21 protein-coding genes and 1 pseudogene are annotated in these 22,645 nt (G+C 31.3%); 5 read left to right on the forward strand and 17 right to left on the reverse strand.

Annotated elements, in window-relative coordinates; all coding sequences use genetic code 11:
- Positions 1 to 151: 151 nt before the first annotated feature.
- From V5784_RS05175 to V5784_RS05195, 5 genes and pseudogenes are all read right to left on the reverse strand, one after another.
- Complete coding sequence (locus V5784_RS05175; protein WP_336887979.1) at positions 152 to 1,423, reverse strand: ATP-binding protein; 1,272 nt, start codon at positions 1,421 to 1,423, stop codon at positions 152 to 154.
- Positions 1,424 to 1,751: 328 nt separating this feature from the next.
- The gene (locus tag V5784_RS05180; RefSeq protein WP_336887980.1) at positions 1,752 to 2,897 is read right to left on the reverse strand and encodes an aminotransferase class I/II-fold pyridoxal phosphate-dependent enzyme; all 1,146 of its coding nucleotides are present in this window, start codon (positions 2,895 to 2,897) and stop codon (positions 1,752 to 1,754) included.
- A gap of 16 nt (positions 2,898 to 2,913) precedes the next feature.
- Positions 2,914 to 3,972, reverse strand: coding sequence for an iron-containing alcohol dehydrogenase (locus V5784_RS05185; RefSeq protein WP_336887981.1), 1,059 nt, complete (start codon positions 3,970 to 3,972; stop codon positions 2,914 to 2,916).
- Positions 3,972 to 4,580, reverse strand: a complete 609-nt coding sequence (locus V5784_RS05190) for a transporter substrate-binding domain-containing protein (protein WP_336887982.1) — start codon at positions 4,578 to 4,580, stop codon at positions 3,972 to 3,974. The genes V5784_RS05185 and V5784_RS05190 overlap by 1 nt, the downstream gene beginning before the upstream one ends.
- A gap of 365 nt (positions 4,581 to 4,945) precedes the next feature.
- Positions 4,946 to 5,401, reverse strand: a pseudogene (locus V5784_RS05195) (YjcQ family protein); the annotation flags it as partial.
- Positions 5,402 to 5,764: 363 nt separating this feature from the next.
- On the opposite strand from V5784_RS05195, the gene V5784_RS05200 reads away from it, so the two are divergent.
- From V5784_RS05200 to V5784_RS05215, 4 genes are all read left to right on the forward strand, one after another.
- Positions 5,765 to 6,778 (forward strand): ATP-binding cassette domain-containing protein, encoded by a 1,014-nt coding sequence (locus V5784_RS05200; RefSeq protein WP_336887983.1) that lies wholly within the window; start codon positions 5,765 to 5,767, stop codon positions 6,776 to 6,778.
- Positions 6,771 to 7,427, forward strand: a complete 657-nt coding sequence (locus V5784_RS05205) for a methionine ABC transporter permease (protein WP_336887984.1) — start codon at positions 6,771 to 6,773, stop codon at positions 7,425 to 7,427. Before V5784_RS05200 ends, V5784_RS05205 begins: the two co-directional genes overlap by 8 nt.
- Before the next feature lie 73 nt (positions 7,428 to 7,500).
- Positions 7,501 to 8,292: a MetQ/NlpA family ABC transporter substrate-binding protein gene (locus tag V5784_RS05210; protein WP_336887985.1), complete on the forward strand. Its 792-nt coding sequence runs from the start codon at positions 7,501 to 7,503 to the stop codon at positions 8,290 to 8,292.
- A 59-nt stretch (positions 8,293 to 8,351) separates the two neighbouring features.
- The gene (locus V5784_RS05215) at positions 8,352 to 9,143 is read left to right on the forward strand and encodes a MetQ/NlpA family ABC transporter substrate-binding protein (protein ID WP_336887986.1); all 792 of its coding nucleotides are present in this window, start codon (positions 8,352 to 8,354) and stop codon (positions 9,141 to 9,143) included.
- 159 nt (positions 9,144 to 9,302) lie between these two features.
- Here V5784_RS05215 and pykF read toward each other — a convergent pair whose 3' ends face one another.
- The 4 genes from pykF to accD form a co-directional block, all read right to left on the reverse strand.
- The gene (gene pykF / locus V5784_RS05220; RefSeq protein WP_336887987.1) at positions 9,303 to 10,733 is read right to left on the reverse strand and encodes a pyruvate kinase PykF; all 1,431 of its coding nucleotides are present in this window, start codon (positions 10,731 to 10,733) and stop codon (positions 9,303 to 9,305) included.
- A 58-nt stretch (positions 10,734 to 10,791) separates the two neighbouring features.
- Complete coding sequence (pfkA, locus tag V5784_RS05225) at positions 10,792 to 11,760, reverse strand: 6-phosphofructokinase (RefSeq protein WP_336887988.1); 969 nt, start codon at positions 11,758 to 11,760, stop codon at positions 10,792 to 10,794.
- Between the two features lie 75 nt (positions 11,761 to 11,835).
- Positions 11,836 to 12,783, reverse strand: coding sequence for an acetyl-CoA carboxylase carboxyltransferase subunit alpha (locus tag V5784_RS05230; RefSeq protein ID WP_336887989.1), 948 nt, complete (start codon positions 12,781 to 12,783; stop codon positions 11,836 to 11,838).
- A 16-nt stretch (positions 12,784 to 12,799) separates the two neighbouring features.
- On the reverse strand, positions 12,800 to 13,681 hold the full coding sequence (gene accD / locus V5784_RS05235; RefSeq protein ID WP_336888006.1) for an acetyl-CoA carboxylase, carboxyltransferase subunit beta: 882 nt from the start codon (positions 13,679 to 13,681) through the stop codon (positions 12,800 to 12,802).
- Between the two features lie 367 nt (positions 13,682 to 14,048).
- Here accD and V5784_RS05240 point away from each other — a divergent pair, with 367 nt between their 5' ends.
- Complete coding sequence (locus tag V5784_RS05240) at positions 14,049 to 14,762, forward strand: hypothetical protein (RefSeq protein ID WP_336887990.1); 714 nt, start codon at positions 14,049 to 14,051, stop codon at positions 14,760 to 14,762.
- 59 nt (positions 14,763 to 14,821) lie between these two features.
- On the opposite strand, the gene rodA is transcribed toward V5784_RS05240, so the two are convergent.
- The 8 genes from rodA to secF all read right to left on the reverse strand — a co-directional run bounded on the left by rodA (position 14,822) and on the right by secF (position 22,645).
- On the reverse strand, positions 14,822 to 15,934 hold the full coding sequence (rodA, locus tag V5784_RS05245; protein ID WP_336887991.1) for a rod shape-determining protein RodA: 1,113 nt from the start codon (positions 15,932 to 15,934) through the stop codon (positions 14,822 to 14,824).
- Positions 15,935 to 15,959: 25 nt separating this feature from the next.
- Positions 15,960 to 16,400, reverse strand: coding sequence for a dUTP diphosphatase (gene dut / locus V5784_RS05250; protein ID WP_336887992.1), 441 nt, complete (start codon positions 16,398 to 16,400; stop codon positions 15,960 to 15,962).
- 19 nt (positions 16,401 to 16,419) lie between these two features.
- Positions 16,420 to 17,643, reverse strand: a complete 1,224-nt coding sequence (locus tag V5784_RS05255) for a pitrilysin family protein (protein ID WP_336887993.1) — start codon at positions 17,641 to 17,643, stop codon at positions 16,420 to 16,422.
- Between the two features lie 27 nt (positions 17,644 to 17,670).
- Positions 17,671 to 18,747, reverse strand: a complete 1,077-nt coding sequence (locus tag V5784_RS05260) for an LptF/LptG family permease (RefSeq protein WP_336887994.1) — start codon at positions 18,745 to 18,747, stop codon at positions 17,671 to 17,673.
- Positions 18,748 to 19,839: an LptF/LptG family permease gene (locus V5784_RS05265; protein WP_336887995.1), complete on the reverse strand. Its 1,092-nt coding sequence runs from the start codon at positions 19,837 to 19,839 to the stop codon at positions 18,748 to 18,750. It abuts the gene before it with no gap.
- A 10-nt stretch (positions 19,840 to 19,849) separates the two neighbouring features.
- Positions 19,850 to 20,398 (reverse strand): CvpA family protein, encoded by a 549-nt coding sequence (locus V5784_RS05270; protein ID WP_336887996.1) that lies wholly within the window; start codon positions 20,396 to 20,398, stop codon positions 19,850 to 19,852.
- Positions 20,399 to 20,407: 9 nt separating this feature from the next.
- Positions 20,408 to 21,589 (reverse strand): class I SAM-dependent rRNA methyltransferase, encoded by a 1,182-nt coding sequence (locus tag V5784_RS05275; RefSeq protein ID WP_336887997.1) that lies wholly within the window; start codon positions 21,587 to 21,589, stop codon positions 20,408 to 20,410.
- Between the two features lie 162 nt (positions 21,590 to 21,751).
- Positions 21,752 to 22,645 carry a protein translocase subunit SecF gene (gene secF / locus V5784_RS05280; RefSeq protein WP_336887998.1) on the reverse strand — a complete coding sequence of 298 codons (894 nt, stop codon included), beginning with the start codon at positions 22,643 to 22,645 and terminating at the stop codon, positions 21,752 to 21,754.

Consider the following 22,645-nt stretch of genomic DNA (forward strand, 5'->3'; position numbering starts at 1 on the left):
GATATTCATTAAGAAATATTTCACTGTACTTTATTGTCCTCCAAAATCTTTCTATCCATATATTATCCAAACATCTCCCCTTTCCATCCATACTTAAATTTATTCCTGAATCTAATACTTTTGAACTGTATTCTTTACTTTTTCTTGCCATCTAGCCACCTATCTTTATATTACCAACAGCTCCAAAATTACCAGCAAGATAATGTGCTAAAACGTTTGATTTTTTATCTATCCCTTTAAAATCACCTAAAGAATAAAGTGATGACTCACCGAATTTATTCTTATTTGCAAAATAAATTTGATCTTTTCTGAAAATATCTTCCTTTAACAAATAAAAATCATGAGTATTAAATATAAGTTGAGCATTTTCTGTATTTATAGATAGGTCATGAAATAGATCTACAATATATTTAGTAATACTATGGTGCAACTTTGAATCCAGTTCATCAATGAATAAAGTATGTCCATTTTCTAAAGCATCTAGTACTGGTCCAATGATAGAATACAATTTGATAGTTCCCTCTGATTCTTTATCATAAAGCTCGAAATTTATAGTATCTATTTTTTTTTCATTTCCATCATAAATATTGTGTTGAAACACTTCTTCTGTTTTAAAGAATTTTTTTTCTGAATCTTCTTTTCCTTTAAGCTCTTTCTCTATGAGTTCTTTTATAAAATTAGGTATGTCATTAAAATCTTTTTCTTCTTCCGTAATTTCAATACTCTCTATTCCTAGATTTGCATTTTGTAGAGCCTCTAATATTTTTCTCTTTTTCAATTTCTCATCTAAAAATAACCTAGAAGTAGTTGCAGAGGATATTCTATCTGCTGAAAAAACTTTTATATTATTTAATATCCAATCATAGATGTCTTTTATTTCATCAGTTTCATTATTTTTTATCATAGAAGATAAAAACAATTCATTTTCTCTGGTGAATTTAATATATTTTTTCAGACTGTTGTAACTTGTGTTTAACTCAATAGAACTATTTTCTGACGATTCCCTTTGAAAAATAGCGACTTCTCTAACATTTTTTTTATGTAATGATTCTCTAATAATTTTATCTTCTAGTATTTCAAATCCATATCTATAAGTTATAGAATTATTAATAAAAGTAAGTTCAAATATAGAAGGTAAACCTTTACTTTCCTTATCCAATTTAAAATTATCTACATCAATTTTGTAATCTGGGTTTGTACACTGCTTTATAATTCTTTGCATCATAGATAAAGCTTTAAATATATTAGATTTTCCAAAAGAGTTATGCCCATAAATAACCGATGTTTTAAGGATTTTATCTTTCCCAATTTCTTGAATATTGAAACAATCTAATTCGGGACGCTTTTGACCCATTGCTTCTAAAGAAAGAACCTGTTTTTCCTTGAAAGACCTAAAATTTCCAAACTTAAATTCTTTAAACATAAATATCACTCCAATTTCATTTTATATTAGAATTATAACAAAATAAAGACTATAATTCAATGTTATTTTCCAAATATAGGCTTTTATTTAACTAAAAATGAATTTAAGGTACAAATATCTTTTCCAAAAATTGATTTTAAAAAATTAAATAGTATCCTCAAATACTAAATGCTAAAAACAAACATTCCTACATCATCATTCCTAATAAAATATTGCTAAAATATATTTTTGGTAAATTATATAATAAATTGTCCCGCTTGATAAAATAAAAAAAACAACTATTAAAGTTGTTTTTTTTAGCTATGAAATTTTTATGAAACTCTTCTCATTAAAATTTTATATTTTCCATTCTATCAAAAGCTTCTTTTAATTCAGATATTTCAAGAGTACAAGCTATCCTAATAAAACCTTCTCCTCCGAAGCTCTTACCACTTAGAACCATGATTCCATAATTTTCAATTAAAAATTTTGAAAACTCATCAGATGTCATTTTAGTTTTTTCAATATTTATAAATAAATATATTCCTCCTTGAGGTTTAAAACAATTTAAATAAGATATATTTTTTATTCTATTATATGAATATTCAACTCTTTCTTTAAATATAGGAATAAGATTTTCTTTTATCCTTTTAAAGTCTTTAAGAGCATGTAAAGCACATCTTTGTGAAACTGAAGGTGCACTATAGATAATAGCCTCATTAATGAAACTCATACAGTCAATTATATCTTTGTTACCAATAACATAACCTATACGCCAGCCAGTCATTGCAAAGTCCTTAGAAAAGCTACAGACACTTACAGTTCTTTCTTTCATATCAGGTAATGTGTAGATTGGTGTGAATGAATTTTCATATGTATAAAAATCATAGACATCATCAGCTATCACAAGAAGATTATATTTTATTGCAATTTCTCTTATAATATTAAGACTTTCCATATTATAACAAACTCCTGTCGGATTACATGGAGAATTAACTATAATAGCTTTTGTTTTAGATGAAATACTATTTTCTAAATCTTCCTTAATGATTTGGAAACCATTTGAAACCTTTGTTTCAACCACTTTAGTAACACTATTTGCAAGAGAAATAGCATTAGCATATATTGGAAAAAAAGGAGCCAAAACTATAATTTCATCTCCAGGATTAGTGATCGAATTTATTAAAAGGTAAAGAGCATGACAAGCTCCAGTAACAACTAAAACATTTTCCTCTAAAAATTTATAATTTTCAAAATTATTTTCATGATAATTACAAATTTCTTCTCTTAATTCAAGATAACCATAAGGGTCAGTATAGTGAGTATGTCCAGCAATAGCATCATTCATAGCTTTTTTTATAATGATCTCATCAGTTGTAATATCTAAATCTCCGAGTCCTAAATTAATAGGTGAATATTTACATTTTTCATTAAATTCATCGCTTCCCATTGCGTTGGTTCTATTTTTAAATCTATCTGCAATAAAATTGTTCATATAACCTCCAAATAAATTACTTGTAAAGTAGAGCATTCTTTAAATTTATTTTATTAATATTAAACTCAAAATCAACAATATTAGGTGAATTTAATATGCTCTCTAATATTTCATTTTCTTTTTCTAAAAAATTATCAAGTAGTACAATTTCTTTTAGGGATATTGGTAATTTAAATTTCTCATAAAATTTTAAAAGAAGATTATATTCTTCATATTTTTTTTCAATTAAAAGTTGAACTAAAATACCAAAAGCTACAATTTCTCCATGAAGATGATCTTTTTCAACATTAGGTAAAATTGTAAGCCCATAAAAAACCGAATGAGCAATTGCTCCATTAAAAAATTCATCTACTAAATTAGAAACCATACCAGTATTTACAACTATCGTAAGTACAACTTCTTTAAATTCCTCTGTTATTTTAGAATTAAAATATGCTTCTTCTGAATTTTCAAGAATAATATTTTTACAATTATTGGCAAGTTCAATTCCCATTAAACTAGAAAAATTAATCTTTGGATTTTTTTTACTTAAATTTTCTTTTTTTAGATTAACTTCATAATATTTTCCTAATGTATCTCCTATTCCTGCCCATAAATATTTCTTAGGTGCATTATTTAACGTTTCTAAATCTATAAATATTTTGTTTGGGACAGTTTTAAGGAAATATAAATCTTTAAACGAATGATCATTGCTATATACTACAGAAACAGCTGAAGTTCCAGCACAAGTTGAAGCTATTGTAGGAATAGCAAATAAATCTAGATTTATTTTAGAGGCTACAATTTTTCCTATATCGATAGCTTTTCCTCCACCAGCAGCAATAACAAGATCAAAATTTTCTGTAAAAGTTGAATCAATAATATCTTGAGAATGTTCATAAGAACATTCTCCCATATATTTTTTTATTGTATAATTTTTATTTTTAATTACAGGTAACAAATTTTCTTTAATAGCATCAAATGATTTTTCACCAGTTATAATTAAAATATTATTGAATTCTTTTATTTCTTCTTTTAAGATTACCCAAATTTTTGTATCAACAAAGTAATTTGTAAAATTAAAATTTTCTTTCATTATTTTCCTCCATACTTTTCTTTTAAATTAGAGATAGTTCCATCTTTTATCATTTTACTTAAAGCAACATTTACTTTTCCAAGAAGCTCAGGGTATTTTTTACCAACGGCGATTGCTTTAGGCTCTCCAGATAAAGTTCCAATTAACATTAAATCATCGTTATTAGAAACATAGTTATCTCCAACACTTTTATCAACAACCATAGCATCTATCTTTCCAAATTTTAAAGCTATAAGTGTAGGAGTATTACCATTGAAAGGGATTACCTTAGAATTTTTAATTTTTTTAGCACTAGCTTCTTTAGTCGTACCCAGTTCAACTCCAAAAGTTTTTCCTACTAATTCATCAATTGAATTTATAGGATTATTTTTACTTCCTACAAATACGACTTCAGAAGAAAGATAAGGTACTGAAAAATTAACAGCTTTAGCTCTTTGAGGAGTGATACTCATTCCAGCAATAACTATATCAATTTTATTCATTTGAAGAGCTGGTATTAAACCATCAAATGTCATATTAGACCATTGGTATTCAACTCCCATTCTCTTTGTTAGTTCTTCCATAATGTCCGCATCCAAACCTACAATTTTATCGTTTTCCAGAAACAAAATTAAAATTATAAATCAAGAAAAATCTCCATTAGGAATACAAATATTATTAAATTTGAATATACTCCTTAGTTTCCTTAGCTTCATAATAACCCTCCGTTAATTGATTTAGAATGATTATAATATAGATGCATGGAAAAGTCAATAAAAAATTTCCTAACTGTAATAATTATATAGGCAGAATGTCTTTTATTTTTGTTTGTTTTTTATTATGTATCTTGCTCTATAATTATGACCTAGTAGCTCTATTTTCACTGCTTCTAGATAAATAAACAGTACTCTCATCTACTTATTTTAGGTGTAAGAGGGAGATTTACAAATTATATATATAAGATCTAATAATTTATTAAATTTTTTTCTTGTTTTTAATTTAAGTTACTTTCTATTGTTGTTACTAAACTAATGATGCTTTCCCAAGGTATTTTTTTATCTTTATCCTCATCCCTTAATTTAATAAGTTTTTCTTTCATTATAGTCATCTTATCTGCTTCTAAAAATCTAATTTCGTCTAATATTTCAACATGAGAAGCTAATAACTTAACGATTTCTTGCTGTCCCTTATCTAAACCCGACAAACTATTTCCTATCTCTTTTAATTCAAGAGCTATTTCTTCTGGATTTGTAAGTTCTACCTGTATCTTCTTCATGGTTGAATCCATCTCTAAATAATTCATTCCTGCTAAAGTTAAATAAGGAGAATCAACTGATACATCTAAACCCCCTTGATGATATCTTTCTGACCCTACTCCTTCTAAATATCCATAATTTTTTAATTGTTCTAAAATTAAATACAATCTACGTTCAGATATTTTTAACTCTTCTAAATTTACTTTATCCCCTCAAATTTAAAATACTAAAAACAACACTTTATTCTATTTTCTAGCCTAAAAAAACAGTACTAAAGTATTTTTTTTTAGATTTTTCTTTACATCTCCAAAAAACCATGTTATTATCTAAAAAAATAAAAAATGAGGAAGATTGCTATGAAAAATTTTGAATTCAGACAATTAAATATGATGATGATGCCGTGGAGGAGTTTGTAACTTAAATTATTTAATTTAAGGACAGACTCATTTTGTATTTAATTACATGAGTCTGTCAAACATCTTTCAAGCAATTACGAAAGCCTGTGGTAGACGCCACAGGCTTTTTTTATTAAAAAAAATTTAAAGGAGATGAAAATTATGATCCAGATCAAAAACATAGAAAAAACTTATATCAGTAATAATATCAGAGTAGATGCGTTAAAAAATATCAGCTTAGATATTGAAAAAGGTGATTTCTACGGGATCATCGGCCTCAGTGGAGCTGGGAAATCAACCCTTATCAGACTCCTAAACAGATTAGAAGAACCAACTAGCGGTGAGATCATCGTGGATAAAAAAGATATTCTAGCTTTTAATAATTCTGAGCTTCAAGAGTACAGAAAAAAAACAGGAATGATCTTTCAGCACTTTAATCTTATGAACTCCAGAAGTGTGGGTGGGAATATAGCTTTTGCTTTAGAGGTAGCCAACTATCCCAAGGAAAAGATAAGACCTAGAATTATCGAGCTCCTAAAATTAGTAGAATTAGAAGAGAAGATAGATAGCTACCCAGCCCAATTATCTGGAGGACAGAAACAAAGAGTTGCTATCGCTAGAGCCCTTGCCAATCATCCCAAGATTCTTCTTTCAGATGAAGCTACCAGTGCACTTGATCCAAAAACCACCAAGAATATCTTAAACTTATTAAAAGATCTCCAAAAAAAATTAAACCTGACTATCATTCTTATCACCCATCAAATGGAAGTTATAAGAGATTCATGTAATAAAGTAGCAGTTTTAGACGGTGGGAATGTTGTGGAGGTAGGAGAGGTTATGAATATATTTTCAAAACCTAAAACTATAATTACTCAGGAGTTTATAAAACACTTGATTCCAGAGGAGGAAATAGAAGTTGAATTCAGCCAAAAGAAAGGCAGAAAGATAATAAAAATCTCCTACATAGGAGCGACTATTGATAAACCTATCATCTCACAGCTCATTAGAAAGTTTGATGTAGACATAAGTATCCTAGCTGGAAGTATCAATAAGTTAGTGACCAAGAGTGTCGGTCACCTTATATTAGAGCTCAGTGGGGAGATGGAAAAACAATTAAAAAGTATAGAGTGGTTAGAACAAAATAAATTAGGAATTGAGGTGTTATACAATGGATAAAATTATAAGTCTGCTATTACCGGCATTTGGCGAAACTATATACATGGTCTTATTTTCAGTGATCTTTTCCCTCCTCATAGGGATCCCCATAGGAATATTATTATACGCTACCAAACCTGATAATATACTCCCTATGAATAAATTAAATAAAATTTTAGATCTTATTGTAAACATAGGAAGATCCTTTCCATTTATCATATTGATGATCTTAGTTTTACCAATATCAAGGTTTATCGTCGGAACCACTATCGGATCTACAGCCAGTATTGTACCTCTATCTATCTCAGCAATTCCATTTGTTGCTAGAATTATAGAGGGAGCCGTGAGTGAAGTAGATAGAGGGATTATCGAAGCTTCTATATCACTAGGTGCTTCTAAATTTGAGATTATTACCAAGGTGTTAATTCCAGAGGCACTTCCAAGCCTTATTCATGGTATCACCCTAACTATAATAAATTTAATCGGTTATTCTGCCATGGCAGGAGCCATTGGAGGAGGTGGTTTAGGAGATGTAGCAATCAGATATGGATACCAAAGGTTTCAAGTCGATATCATGATTATATCGGTTATCAGTATAGTAGTACTGGTTCAAATAGTTCAATTTACAGGAAATAGTATTGTCAGCAAGATCACAGCCAGAAGAAAGTAAGGATAAAAAATTTAATCAAAATTAACTTTGGGATAATTCATGAATTATCCATACATATTAGGAGGAATAAATTATGAAAAAAATTATATTATTATTAACACTTATTGCTGTATTTATCGGATGTGGAAAGAAAGAGGTCGCTGAAAACAATGTACTAAGAGTTGGAGCTACCCCTGTACCTCATTCCGAATTATTAAATTTAATAAAAAATGATTTAAAAAAAGAAGGGATAGACCTGCAAATTATAGAGTTCACCGATTATGTCACTCCAAACTTAGCTCTTAATGATGGAGAGATCGATGCTAATTTCTTCCAACATGTTCCATACTTAGAATCGTTTTCAAAAGATAGAAACCTTAAACTTGTAGTAGCAGGAAAAGTCCATGTAGAACCTTTGGGATTATATTCAAAAAAATATACTAATTTAAAAGATTTACCAGACGGAGCTCTAATCATAATTCCCAATGACCCATCTAATGGTGCCAGAGCTTTAATATTACTAGAATATGCAGGATTGATAAAACTAGATCCAAAAGCGGGATTAAAAGCTACAGAATTTGATATTGTAACAAATACTCATAATTTCAAATTCAAAGCTATTGATGCTGCGCAGATTCCAAGAACATTAGAAGATGTAGATGCAGCTGTCATTAATGGTAACTATGCTTTACAAAGTGACTTAAATCCAATAGAAGATTCTATTTTATTAGAAGGTGCTAATTCCCCATATGCCAATATTGTAGTTGTAAAAGAAAATCATGAAAAAAATAAAAAAATTGTAGCTTTAATCAATGCTTTACAAAGTGAAAAAGTAAAAAAGTTTATTTTAGAAAACTATAAAGGCGGAGTTGTCCCTGCATTCTAAAAATAATTAAAGAATTTTCTTTAATTAAGGTAAACTATAATTTAAAAAAGGAGTATATTATGAATAAAATTATATTATTATTAACACTTATTGCTGTATTTATAGGTTGTGGAAAGAAAGAGGTCGCTGAAAATAACATATTAAGAATCGGAGCATCACCATCTCCCCATGTTGAAATCTTAGAAGTTATAAAGGATGATTTAGCCAAAGAGGGGATCCAGCTTGAGATTATCGAGTTTACCGATTATGTTACTCCTAATCAAGCCCTAAATGATGGAGATATCGATGCTAACTTCTTTCAACATCTACCATATTTAGACGCATTCTCAAAGGATAGAGGATTGGATCTAAGTTCTGTTGGAGGAGTATTCGTATCTCCACTTAGCCTCTTTTCAGATAAGATAAAAGACCTAAGTGAATTACAAGACGATGCTACTATTGCTATTCCAAATGATCCTTCCAATGGTGGAAGAGCATTAATCATCTTAGAAAAAGCGGGGCTTATCAAGTTAGATCCAAAAGCTGGATTGAAAGCTACAGTACTAGATATCATAGAAAATCCTAAAAAATTAAATTTTAAAGAACTCGATGCTGCTCAGCTTCCTAGATCTTTACAGGATGTAGACTGTGCATTTATCAATGGAAACTATGCTTTAGATGCTGGAATTAACCCTGTAAAAGATGCAATATTAAGAGAGGGAAAAGATTCACCTTATACCAATATTGTAGCTGTTAAAACAGAGAATAAAAATAATAAAAAGGTAGAAGCACTCATGAAGGCACTCCACAGCGAAAAAGTAAAAACTTTTATCATCGATAAATATAAAGGGATTATAGCACCAACATTTTAACAAAAATATAATGATATAGTTTTATCAGTGTTCTAAACAATCAGAAATTTTATAACCATATAAAACGAATCAAAATAGAAAAGGAGCTGAAATTTCAGCTCCTTTTCTATATATATTTTTACATTCACCTCTCATCCCACAAGGAAAGAAGAGGGGCTATTATTTAATAGTTATTACTTTTAAAGTATTTGTAGTTCCTGGCTTATATAACTCTTCTCCACAAGATAATACTACGATATCTCCAGCTACAGCCTCTACATATTTCTTAGATATGACTTGTGCAAATCCTGCAAATGCTTCGATGGTCTTTACATCATCATCGATTGCTGAGTCTGTATTCATTACTGGGTAAACACCCTTAGTCAACATAAGTTGGTTAGCTGTAGTCTCATTATTTGTAAGTGCTACTATATGTGCAGATGGGAAGTATTTTCTTAAGTTTCTAGCTGCTCTACCTGTTTCAGTTGCTACAAAAATTAATTTAGCATTTAATGTCTCTGCTACTTCTACAGTTCCTTTAGAAACTGCTTCAGTTATACTCATATCTCCTCTGAAATCATGGTGAACATATCCCATTACTGAATCTGTTTTTCTACAAATTTGTGCCATTGTTTCCACAGCTTCCACCGGGTATTTACCCTTAGCTGTTTCTCCTGAAAGCATTACTGCATCTGTACCATCTAAGATTGCATTGGCTACGTCTCCGGCTTCTGCTCTAGTTGGTCTTGGGTTTTGAATCATTGAATCTAACATTTGCGTAGCTGTGATCACCATTTTCCCAACTTCGTTACACTTGTCGATCATCATTTTTTGTGCAAATGGTACTTCTTCTACAGGTATCTCTACTCCTAGGTCTCCTCTAGCTACCATGATTGCGTTAGATAATTCTAATATCTCATCAAAGTTATCAACACCCTCTTGGTTTTCTACCTTAGAGATAATTTGGATATTAGCTCCTCCATTATTATCTAAAACTGTTCTTACTGCTCTTACATCATCAGCTTTTCTGATAAATGAAGCTGCTACAAAATCTACCCCTTGTTCGCAACCAAATTTAAGGTCATTGATGTCTTTTTCCGATAATGCAGGTAAGTTTACAGATACACCTGGTAAGTTAACCCCTTTATTTTCTCCCAATGCTCCAGTATTATTTACAGTACAAATCACCTTGTCACCGGTAACTTCTTTAACTGTAAGTCCTACTAAACCATCATCTAATAAGATTATGTTTCCAGCTTTTAAGTCCTCTGTTAATCCTTTATATGTAACTGCTACTATACCCTTATTTCCAATAATAGTTTCATCCGTTGTAATTGTAAATTCTTGACCTGCTTCTAAGATTACGTTATTTCCACCTTCTAACTTAATAGTTCTGATCTCAGGTCCCTTTGTATCTAAAAGGATAGCTGCTTTAATTCCAGTTTCCTTTATTACTTCCCTCATTGTATCTATTCTGACACCATGTTCAACATGGTTTCCATGGGAAAAATTTAATCTCATTACATTCATTCCAGCTTTTAAAAGCTCTGTTAACATTTCCTTGGATTCCGATTTTGGACCAATGGTACATACGATTTTCGTTTTTTTCATTCTTTCCCTCCTGAATTTGTAAAAAATTATTATAAATAAGCTTCTGCTCAGCGTTATATTATTTGGTTAAGATATGAGCTAATTCAATATCTTTTCTTTTTTGAGTGTTATCCACTATTCCATTCCATGCATAATCAATGAATTTTGTAGTTATCTTATTGCTCTCAGAACAAATCATCATTCCACTTTCTCCTGCCATAAGTTCTTTTACAGCTTTAGCACCCATTTTTGTTGCTAGTACTCTGTCGAATGCAGATGGTGATCCCCCTCTTTGAATATGACCTAGTACAGTTATTCTCAGCTCTGTATCTATAATTTTCTTTAATTCCTTTCCAATTTCATAGGCAGACCCCACTCCCTCGGAAACTAATATAATGTCATGTAATTTACCCACAGCTCTTCTCTCTTTTATAACATCAGCTATATCTTGCACAGTATCCTCTGCTTCTGGTATGAAGAACCCATCTCCTCCAGCAGCTAATGATGCATATAGCGCTAAATCTCCTGTTTCTCTTCCCATTACTTCTACTAAATAAGTTCTCTCATGGGAAGTAGCAGTGTCTCTTAACCTAACCATAGCTTCTATGATTATATTTAAAGTTGTATCATATCCAATGGTAAAATCTGTTCCGATGATATCATTGTCTATAGTCCCTGGAATTCCAATAACCTTAATTCCGTGTTCCTTGTATAAAAGATCTGCTCCATGAAATGACCCATCCCCACCGATAACAATAAGACCCTCTATCTCATGAGCCTTTAAATTATCTGCAGCAATTTTTCTTACTTCTGGATCTTTAAATTCAGGTAATCGAGCACTTAAAAGTACTGTCCCCCCTCTATCTATAATTCCGCTTACATCAGAACTAGTCATCTTAAAGATATCGTTATCTACCATACCCTTATAACCTCTTCTTACTCCAAACACTTCTATTCCGTGGTGAAATGCAAGTTTTGCTGCTGATCTAATAGCAGCATTCATACCTGGTGCATCTCCCCCACTTGTTAATATGGCTATTTTTTTCATATCCAAACACCCCTTCAAATATAAATTCTACGGTTATTTTCTAATAAATTAATACTTTTTCAAGAGGGTTTTTATCTATACCCCTTGATTTACTTCACCCATTTTTCTAAATTTTTCATATCTATTATCTTTTAATTCCAAAATAGGAAGGTCTTTTATTTCTGTATAAGCTTCTAATATTTTTACTTTTAAATTTTTAGCCATCATCTCATGATCTCTATGAGCTCCCCCTATAGGTTCCTCTATAATATCATCTATTACGCCTAATTTTATTAACTGTTTGGCTGATATTTTAAGACTATTTGCCGCTTCTGGCGCTCTATTTGCATCTTTATACAAGATTGCTGCACATCCTTCTGGCGATATTACGGAATATACACTGTTTTCGAGCATAAATACTCTATCTGCAACTCCCAGAGCCAGTGCACCTCCAGATCCACCTTCTCCAATAACAATTGCTATAATCTGAGTTGATAAACCAGCCATCTCCATAAGGTTTCTAGCTATGGCTTCTCCCTGACCATTTTTTTCTGCGTCTATTCCTGGATATGCTCCAGCTGTATCTATCAGTGTTAACACAGGCAATTTAAACCTTTCTGCTAATTTCATAAGACGAAGAGCTTTTCTATATCCCTCTGGATTTGCCATTCCAAAGTTTCTGTATATATTAGATTCCATATCTCTACCTTTTTGATGTCCAATTATTACAAATCTCTTCCCATCTATCTTTCCAATCCCTCCTACAATAGCTGGATCATCTTTAAATAATCTGTCTCCGTGCAGTTCTTCGAAATCTTCTACAATATGATCTATATAATCCAAGGTATATGGTCTTTTTGGATGTCTAGCTACCGACACCCTCTCCCACGAACTCAGATTTTTATAAGTTTCCACCAACATCACTTCTTTTTCTACCTTTAATTTTTCTATTTCCGCAGATAGATCGATCTCTTTCTCTTTAGAAAATTCTTTTAATTCCCCTATTTTTATCTCTATATCAATTATTTTTTTTTCAAATTCCATATTATTAACCCCCAAATTATAGTCCAAATAAATTATCTAATACCCTGTGTACAGTTTTCTTTAAGTCTTCTCTCTTAGCAATGATATCAACCATTCCACATTCTTGGACGAATTCACTCAATTGAAATCCTTCAGGTAATTTTTGTTTTATTGTCTGTTCTATAACTCTAGGTCCTGCAAATCCTATGAGAGCTTTTGGTTCACTGATGATTATATCTCCTAACATGGCAAATGATGCCGTTACTCCTCCAGTAGTTGGATCTACCGGAATAGATATAAATGGTACTCCTTTTTCACGAAGTCTATCAAGTGCAGCAGAAGTTTTTGCCATTTGCATAAGTGATAAGATCCCCTCATGCATCCTAGCTCCTCCAGAAGTTGCCACTACTATTACAGGTATCTTTCTTTCAATACCCCTTTCAATTGCACGGGTTATTTTTTCCCCTACTACTGTTCCCATACTTCCACCTAAAAAAGAAAAATCCATAGCAGCTATACTAACTTCCATCCCAAATATTTTTCCGACTCCAGAAATAACCCCTTCTTTTAACTTAGTCTTTATCTTTGCACTTTCTATTTTTTCTGCATAGTCAGGAAATTTAAGGGGATCTTTTGTAAATAAATCTACATCAAACTCCTCAAAAGTATCCTTGTCTATCAACAATTCTATTCTTTGTTTTCCACTCATTTTAAAATAGTTGTCACAATTTGGACATCTCATTTCATTTTTTTTGATATCTTTTTTGTAGATTATTTCATTGCATCCCGGACACTTAACCCATAGCCCTGATCCTGTTATATTTGGTTCCACCTTCTTAGTTTCTACCTTTTTTTCTACCTTTTTTTTCTCAATTTTCAATGTAGCGTATTTTTTTTTATTAATAGAGAAAATACCCATTAACTTCACTCCTCCTAGTTAGTAAAACTAAATACAAGACTTTTACGCCGATTATAAATTTTACTAGATTTTATATATTATTGCAATCTTCTCATTGCGTCATTATTGTTATTTTACCATATAATCTTGTTTAATTTTTACTCAAAACAAAAAAAGTATCTTTTTTTGCAGAATAAGTTATTTTTTTTAGATTTTTTCTTTCACCCCAGAAGAAAAAGATAGATACACAATATAATTACAACTGTTATTATACACTACTTTACAGTTTTTTTGTATCTCTATCTTTTCCTTTATACCATTATAGAGATTGACATTTTAAGATTAGAATTATATACTTTATTGATAATAAATTTTTAGGAGGCTTTTCATGAAAAATAAATTAAAGATACTTTTTCTCTCTGGATTAATCCTATCTTTAGGAGCATGTACTAATATTCAAGATACGTTTACAGCTACTCCTACATATACAGAGATAGAAAAAAATAATTTCAACGTCCAGGAAGAAACACAGTTATTTGCTATGAGCAGTTATAAAATCAATGAAAGTGGCGCTGCTGTAGCTAAGATGAAAGCAAAGGAGCAGGCAATAATATCTTTAAAGAAACAAACTTTTAACGAGGCTACAAATGTATTAAATTCATTTTTCAATGAGATCTACACTAAAAATATCGTAATCTCTAAAAATACTATTGAAGATCTGGCTAACCTAGCTTCATCAGAGCTAATAAAAGGTGCTACTACGACAAACTCGTGGAATAACGAAGGAAAGGAATTTATTGTTTTAGCCATAGATAAAAACAAAGTCCCTGAAAAAGCAAAGGAAAAGTTTGTTATCCACCTTCAAGCTATTATCGATGATCTTGACAGGGCTATTGATAAAGTTTCAAATGAATATTTAGATATTACTAACCCTATTATTACTGTAGTTGAGGAGATATCTCAAGTTGAACAAATTGAAATTACAACTATCGATAATACAGCAAACATAGTAAACACAGAAAAAATGGAGCCTAAAGATCCTGTAGAAAATTCAAATTCTGAAAAAAATGATGAACCTGAAGTATTTTTAGATGATTTTTAAATAATAATATAATAACTAAAAAATGGAAGCCAGGCTTCCATTTTTTTATTTAGAAAAAATTAATATTTATCACTGTGAACTTTCACACTCTGAACTATCCCTAGCATCATAAAGGTAAATATATAGGAACTTCCACCATAACTCATAAGGAGAAGTGGCAAACCCGTTACCGGCATAATCCCTATTATCATACCTAAATTTACTGTAGTATGAAAAAATATTATGGCAGCTACCCCATAACAAATCAGCCTACCATACTCATCGTTGGAGTTATTTCCTATTCGAACTGTATTATAGATAAGGGAAAAATATAAGGTTAATAATATCATCCCTCCTAGAAACCCTGTTTCTTCTAAAAAAACAGCACCTATAAAATCTGTATGAGATTCTGGTAAAAATTTAAGTTTACTCTGAGTTCCTTGGAACAATCCTTTCCCAAATAAGCCACCTGAGCCCACTGCTATCATAGATTGAGTCACATTCCATCCACTTCCTAAAAGATCCCTTTCAGGATTTAAAAATGTTAAAATCCTTGTCTGCTGGTATTCTTTTAAAATAAAAAAATATGCAAAAGGAACAAACGCTACTAGACTTCCAAGCATCATTACTATCGTTTTTTGGTCTATTCCATGAACAAATATCAACACTCCAAATATTGCTACCAACGTAAGTGAAGTTCCCAAATCTGGTTGTTTTAATATTAGTATAAATATAGGTAAAATATGAACTCCAGATTTGATCACATCTTTTATACCTGAAAAATTATTTTTATACCTACTCACCAAGAGAGCTGAAAATGTAAGTACTATGAAGATCTTTGAAAACTCTGAAGGCTGTAAGTTCATAAACCCTAGATCTATCCATCTCTTAGCTCCTAGTTTAGTTACTCCAAATGCAAAAACAGCCAGTAGAGAGATTAGATTTATTCCATAGATTTGTCTAGAATATCGTTTATACAGCTTGAAATCAATCATAGAAAATAAAAAATATACTACTATTCCCAAAAGGAGCCAAATCAGATCTTTTTTTAAATAAGAAGTGGTTCTGGTGTAGGTTGCACTATATATCGAAAATGCACTAATTATCGCTATCAATACTGCATTCAATAAAATTCTATGACTCATTTTTTTTACTTTTTTAATCAAAACTCTTATGTCTCTATTATTTTTCATGTTTTCCACCTATCTATAATTAGTACTATTTCCCCGTATGACCAAAACCACCTGTAGACCTTTTGCTTTCTTCTACCTTATCCGTTTCAATAAATTTCATTTTATATACCCTTTGAAGGACAAGCTGCCCAATTCTTTCCATAGGGTTTATAGTGTACTTATCCAAACTCAGATTGATTAGGATTATCCCTACCTTTCCTCTGTAGTCTGAATCTATGGTTCCAGGAGAATTTACCAAGGTGATCCCGTGTTTTATTGCCAGCCCACTTCTAGGTCTTACTTGAACCTCATACCCAAATGGTATCTCCATGACAATTCCTGTAGGAATCAACTGCCTCTCTAAACTTTTTAGAGTTATAGGCTTTTCAATATGTGCACATACATCCATTCCTGCTGCGCCATCTGTCATATATTTTGGAAGAGTTACTCCATTTTCTGCTATTATCTTGACCTCCACTTTTTTCATATTAAAAATTCTCCTTTTTTTATTTTACATCCCCTAAAATAGTATATGAATAATATTTTTCTAAGAAAACTTTATTTGCCATCTCTTTTATGTCCCCACAGCTTATTTTCTCGATTTCTTCGATAGTTTCCTCCACCGTTTTTATCCTTCCATAGGTCAAGTATGAGTTCGCTAGTCTACTCATCCTAGCACTGCTGTTTTCCAGACCAAAGGTCAGTGAACTTAAAAATTGATTCTTCGATCTCTCCAACTCTTTTTCAGTAACGCTATTTTTCTTTATCTCCTCAAATTCCTCCAAAACTATCTGAATCACTTCATTATAGTCCTTAGGTGTCGTCCCAGCATAGATAGTAAATAATCCCCCCTCTTTAAAGTTTGACATATAACTATAGATTGAATAAGCCAATCCACGATCTTCTCTGATTTTTTGAAATAACCTAGAACTCATATTCCCGGCTAATATATTAGAGATTATAGAATATTTATACCTGTCTTTATCTAAATAGGAGATTCCTTTAGTGTTTATACATAGATGGACCTGGCTCATCTCTTTCTTTGAAATCTGTTTTCCAGAGTTTACTTGCATAGGAAATTCTTTAGATATTTGAGTTTCTTTTTTCTCTACGGTCCCCATGGTATCCTCTAACATCTCCATAACTTTATCTATATCCATATTTCCAGCTAAAGATATAACCATATTTTCTGGTGTATATCTCCTATTGAAATAATCCACCAAGATATCTCTGTTGATCCCATTTACACTTTCAATACTTCCTAAAACTATGTTAGATTGGTTTCCGGAGATAGCAAATGTAGAATTTATATCATGTACTTTTTCCTCTGGGATATCCTCATACATATTTATCTCTTCAATCACAACTTTCTTTTCTTTTTCTAAATTCTCATCTGAAAAAGTAGAATTTAAAAACATATCTGACAAGATATCTATCCCAACTTCTAATCTAGAAGATAAAAGTTGAATGTAATAAGCTGTGGTTTCCTTTCCAGTATATGCATTTATATTTCCGCCTACATCGTCTAACTCTTCAGATAGTTCCTTAGCCGTTCTTCTGTTAGTTCCTTTGAACATCATATGTTCTAAAAGATGAGACACACCGTATTCATTGGCTTCTTCATGTTTAGATCCAGTCCCTACAAATATCCCTATAGTTACCGATTGTATCCCATCTATCTTATCGAAAAAAATAGAAATTCCATTTTTTAATTTTTTCTCTATTATCATAATTTCTCTCCTTTTTTTTCTCTCTTGTTAATACTCTGCCTTATCCATTACAACCATTCCTATCCCTATAAATATAAGGTTGGGAATCCATGCTCCAACAAGGGGTGACAAGATCCCTCCTATGGCTATGGCTTCAAAACTAGCTTGGACAATATAATAGCCGTAACCAAAAACAATACTAAGGGCTATATTCATGGCTGATGAACCTCTTACATATCTGCTTCCAAGAGCCAGACCCAAGATTCCTATGATTACACAAGCAAACGGATAGGCTATCCTCTTATGGAATTCTACCTCAAATTCCTTGGATTCTCCTCCAGTTTTACGGAGAAGCGCTGCTACCTTCCTCAGCTCTGTTAAGCCCAATTCCTCTTTTCTATATTTAGGAGTCAGGAATAATTTGGGTTCATCCTTTAGTTTTAAATTTATATAGGTTTTATGATAGGCTATTTTTTTTTCATCTATCTGATTTTCATTGGCTCCATCTAATTCCCACCTTCCATCAGCGGTGTACCTTGCTGACTTAGCTGTTATTATAGATTTTATAGCATCAAAATTTTTATTTAAAATTACAATTTCTACTCCTCTGGCTATGTTTTCTTCTCTATTTATATAGTCAAAATGATAGATGTAATCTCCATTCCCCCTGAGATATACATCATTTTTTTCCACAGGAATCTTATCTTCACCTATCTGATTTTTTCTTTTTAACTCCCTGGCTACTCTCAATCCTTTTGGCTGCAGGGAATTACTGATATAAAAAGCTCCTCCTGCCATGAAAAATGTAACAATTATAGGCAGAAGAACTATCCTCCTGAAACTGATTCCAGAAGTTTTTAGAGCTATAATCTCTAAACTGCTGGCCATCTTATTTATTGTTATCAATCCACCTAAGAGTGCTGCCAGAGGAGATACCTGTACTAGTATTCCAGGGATCAGTGCGGCCATATACTTGGCACCTTCAACAGTTGTCATCCTTTCGGAAGTAACATAGTTTATAACTTTGAAAATCTGAGATAGAACAAAAATCCCTATAAAAGCAAAGAGAGATAACAGAACTGACTTTATAAATTTAACTACTATATATCTATCTATTTTTTTCATCTATCCCCTCCTTGCCTTTTTAATATACATAATTCCTGTGAGAATTGCTAAGAGTAGATTGGGAGACCATATAGCGATTATTGGATTAACAGTTCCTTTACTAGATAACACTACCCCTATATTGAAAAGGGTTACATATAGAAATATCACTGCCATACTCAGTCCATAGCTGACACTTTTCCCGCTTCTATGATGTCCTAAAGAAAATAATACTCCCAATATTCCTAAAAATACTGCAGAAAATGGAGAAGCTAATTTTTTCTGTAGCTCTACCCTGTAAGGTAAGATATCTTCAGGTGCACTCTTATTCTTTTTTAATGTTTTTATGTTTTCTAGGAGCATCATAGCAGACATAGTGTCTATCTCCTTTATTTCTACATCAAAATCAGAGAGAAATGAAGTCAATGGATGAACCTGACTCTTAAAACTTCCCCTTAATTTCTCTTTTCCTTCACCGTCTAATTGATAAAATGTAGCATCTTCTAAGGTCATAGCACCATCTTTCCAAGTAGTTCTGTCCGCTAACATGACATTAGGATAACTTTCTTTCTCACTTTTTTGGAAAATGACAACATTTTTTGCTTGATTTGTTTTAGGGTCTAGTGTATCTATATAGATACTATATTCTCCTACATTTTCTAAAAATGTCTTCTCAGTCAATTGAAATGACGGTGTTTCAGTGGCAATTTTCACACCTAATGTCTCAGCTCTCATAAAAGATTCTGGTATTATTTTTTCCTGTAAAAAAATAGTAAGAACAAAGATTCCTATGGACATAAAAAATGGTATTTTTAATATTTTATTCAGACTCATTCCCATGGACACCATAGCTACGCTTTCACTGGTTGAAGTCAATTTATTATAGGTTATCATTACTCCTAGAAAAAACCCCATGGGTATGGTCTGAGATAATATCGGAGGTATATAGTAAGTAAGTAAATGGAGCATATCAAGTGCCGGTACCCTTTTAACTAAGATACTCTCCATCATCTTTACCATCAATTCTATTAAGAATATAAAGGTAAATAAACTTATTCCAAACAAAACAGGCATCTTCAGCTGATTAAACAAATATTTATCTATTATCTTCATAAAATACTCCTTATTTTGACATATATTCTTTTATCCGTTTTTCTATATTTTTTCTAAATTCAAGTTCCTCTAACTTTTCTTTTACAGCTTCGGGATAATATTCATCTAACTTTGTGACATTCTTCAGAAAAAATTTATTCACCTTGCTGTCTTTTGAATATTCTTCCATTCCTGAAACCATACTAGATAGTAAATTAAAAAATATTAGGAATACAAAAATTATAAACCCACCCTTTAATCCACCTAAAATTCCTCCTAGGATACTGTCTGTCAACCCTACAAATATCTTGGGTAGGATTTTTTTTAAGATAGATAATATAATAGAAGTTATCATATAGAGCCCTATTAAAAGAGCTAAATAAGTTAAAAAATATAAAACATTTTCATTTATTTTAATATTGTTGCTAACATATTTATAGGCATAGGGTGTCCATTTTTTAGCCAAAACTATATTTAATATTAAGATAAAAAATGACAGTATTTCAAAGAAAAATCCTTTTTTAAAACCTATTAACATTCCCAAAGCCAATATAATTCCAGCTATAATATCTATATACATTAACTCCTCCTATCTTTCTATTACTCTTACCCAAAGAGCTTTTAAATATAGCGTTTCTGGTATATGTAAAACCCATGGATGATCTGTAGGTTGATAATTTATCCCTATTACTTCTAGGCATAAACCGTTTTTAGAGGCTGCCATCTTAGTCACTTCTATTATATCTTCTAAACTCATATGGTAAGCACAACTTATAACTCCTAATATTCCCCCTGTTTCCATCATCTTAAAACTATCTACACATAGTTTGTAGAAAAAATCTCTCCCTCTTTTTATATCTATTTTTTTCTTAATCAGTGAAGGAGGATCTAAGGTTATTACATCATATTTTTCTCCCCTATCTGATAATGTCTTTAACATCGCAAATGCATCTCCCTCTACAACTTCAAATTTATTTTCAAAACCATTTAGTTCATAGTTTTCTAAACATAATTTTAGAACGTAGGGATTTTTATCTATAGCTACAACTTTTTGACATCCTTCGGCAAGTGCTGCCACAGAGAATCCACCACTAGATGAGAATACATCTAAAAATCTAGTATTTGAGTTTAAAAATGGTCTTATAAATTTTCTAGAATCTCTTTGATCCAGAAAAAAACCAGTTTTTTGACCATCAACTATATCTACTGTATATTTTAAACCGTTGTCTTCCATAGTTATTCTATCTGGTATATCACCGTATATTACTCCGGTCTTTTGCTCTACTCCCTCATGGGTTCTATTTTCTACATCACTTCTCTCATAGATTCCCTTTGTTTTTGTTACTTTTTTTAATGCATTTACAATCTCACAACGAAATGCCTCTACACCTGAATTTCTAAATTGTACAGAGAGATACTTATCAAATTTATCTACAATTAGCCCTGGTATTCCATCGGCTTCCGAGAAAAATATTCTGGTACAGTTGGTCTCTTTATTTAAATGCTTTCTTTTCTCATATGCAACTTTTATCTTATTTAATATAAATTTCTTATCTATAGTTTCTTCCTTGGTTGTTAATATTCTTACCAAAGCATTGGTATTCTCTACAACATAACCACGACCAATAAATGTAAGATCCTCTCCACATACATCTACTATATCTCCAGTTTTAATTGTTCCTATTATTTGCTTTATTTCATCTTTAAATACATTGGGATAAAAATTTTTGATCTTATTTTCCTTATCTTTTTTCAGCATAACTCTTGCCATTTTATATCTCCTCAAAACTTTTTTTAATTTTTTCTATACTCCATAATTATAACACAAACTGTTATTTTAATTCTTGTAAAATTTCTATCTAAAAGAAAGTGTTGTTATATCAATAAAAAAATGAGGCTTGATCCTTTTGGGTCAGCCTCATTTTGATAATCCTTAATTATGTCCGATATCCTCTAACTTTTCATCCTTATCCAATAGATAGATAAGTGGGCTGGCCAAGAAGATAGATGAATAAGTTCCTACTAATACTCCTATTAATAGCGTTGTAATAAACACCTTTAAACTGGCTCCTCCAAATATTAATATAGCCAGGATAGCCAAAAATGTTGTAAATGAAGTATTGATTGATCTAGTCAAAGTTTGGTTGACACTTAGATCTATAGCTTCACTTAACGTACTTACTTTCTTCTTTCTTAGTACTTCCCTGATTCTATCGAATAGTACTATTGTATCATTTATAGAATATCCTAAAATTGTTAAAACTGCCGCTATAAACGGTGTATTTACCTCATACCCCAATAGTGCAATTCCTCCTACAGCTATTATAACGTCATGGAAAAGAGCTATTACTGCTGCTAGTGCAAATTTAAATTCAAATCTAATTGTAATATATCCAACTATTAAAAGCAGTCCTACCAATAAGGCTATGATTGCTGTACTCTTCAATTCTTCTCCTATCGAAGCTCCAACTTTATCAGATCTCAACAAGTCATATTCCCCACCTTTTTCTTTTAACTCTTTCATAAAGTTCTTTTTTACGTTTTCACTCATTTCTGGTGTTCTTATGATAACTACATTTCCATCAGAAACCTGTACTTTCCTACTATTATTATCTAACTGTGGTATCCTTTTTGCAATCTCATCCAATATTGGATTCAATTCCTTGAGTCCTATAGACTTTTCAAATCTAACCTGAAACAGGTTTCCGCCAGTAAAGTCAAGACCATAATTTATTCCCTTAAACATCAATGTAGCTAAAGCTATTACTACTAATATAGTTGAGAATGTAAAGAACTTTTTTCTATTTTCAATTATTTTTATTTTCAC

It is taken from the genome of Psychrilyobacter sp. (assembly GCF_037132775.1).
In the GTDB taxonomy this organism is placed as follows: Bacteria; Fusobacteriota; Fusobacteriia; order Fusobacteriales; family Fusobacteriaceae; genus Psychrilyobacter.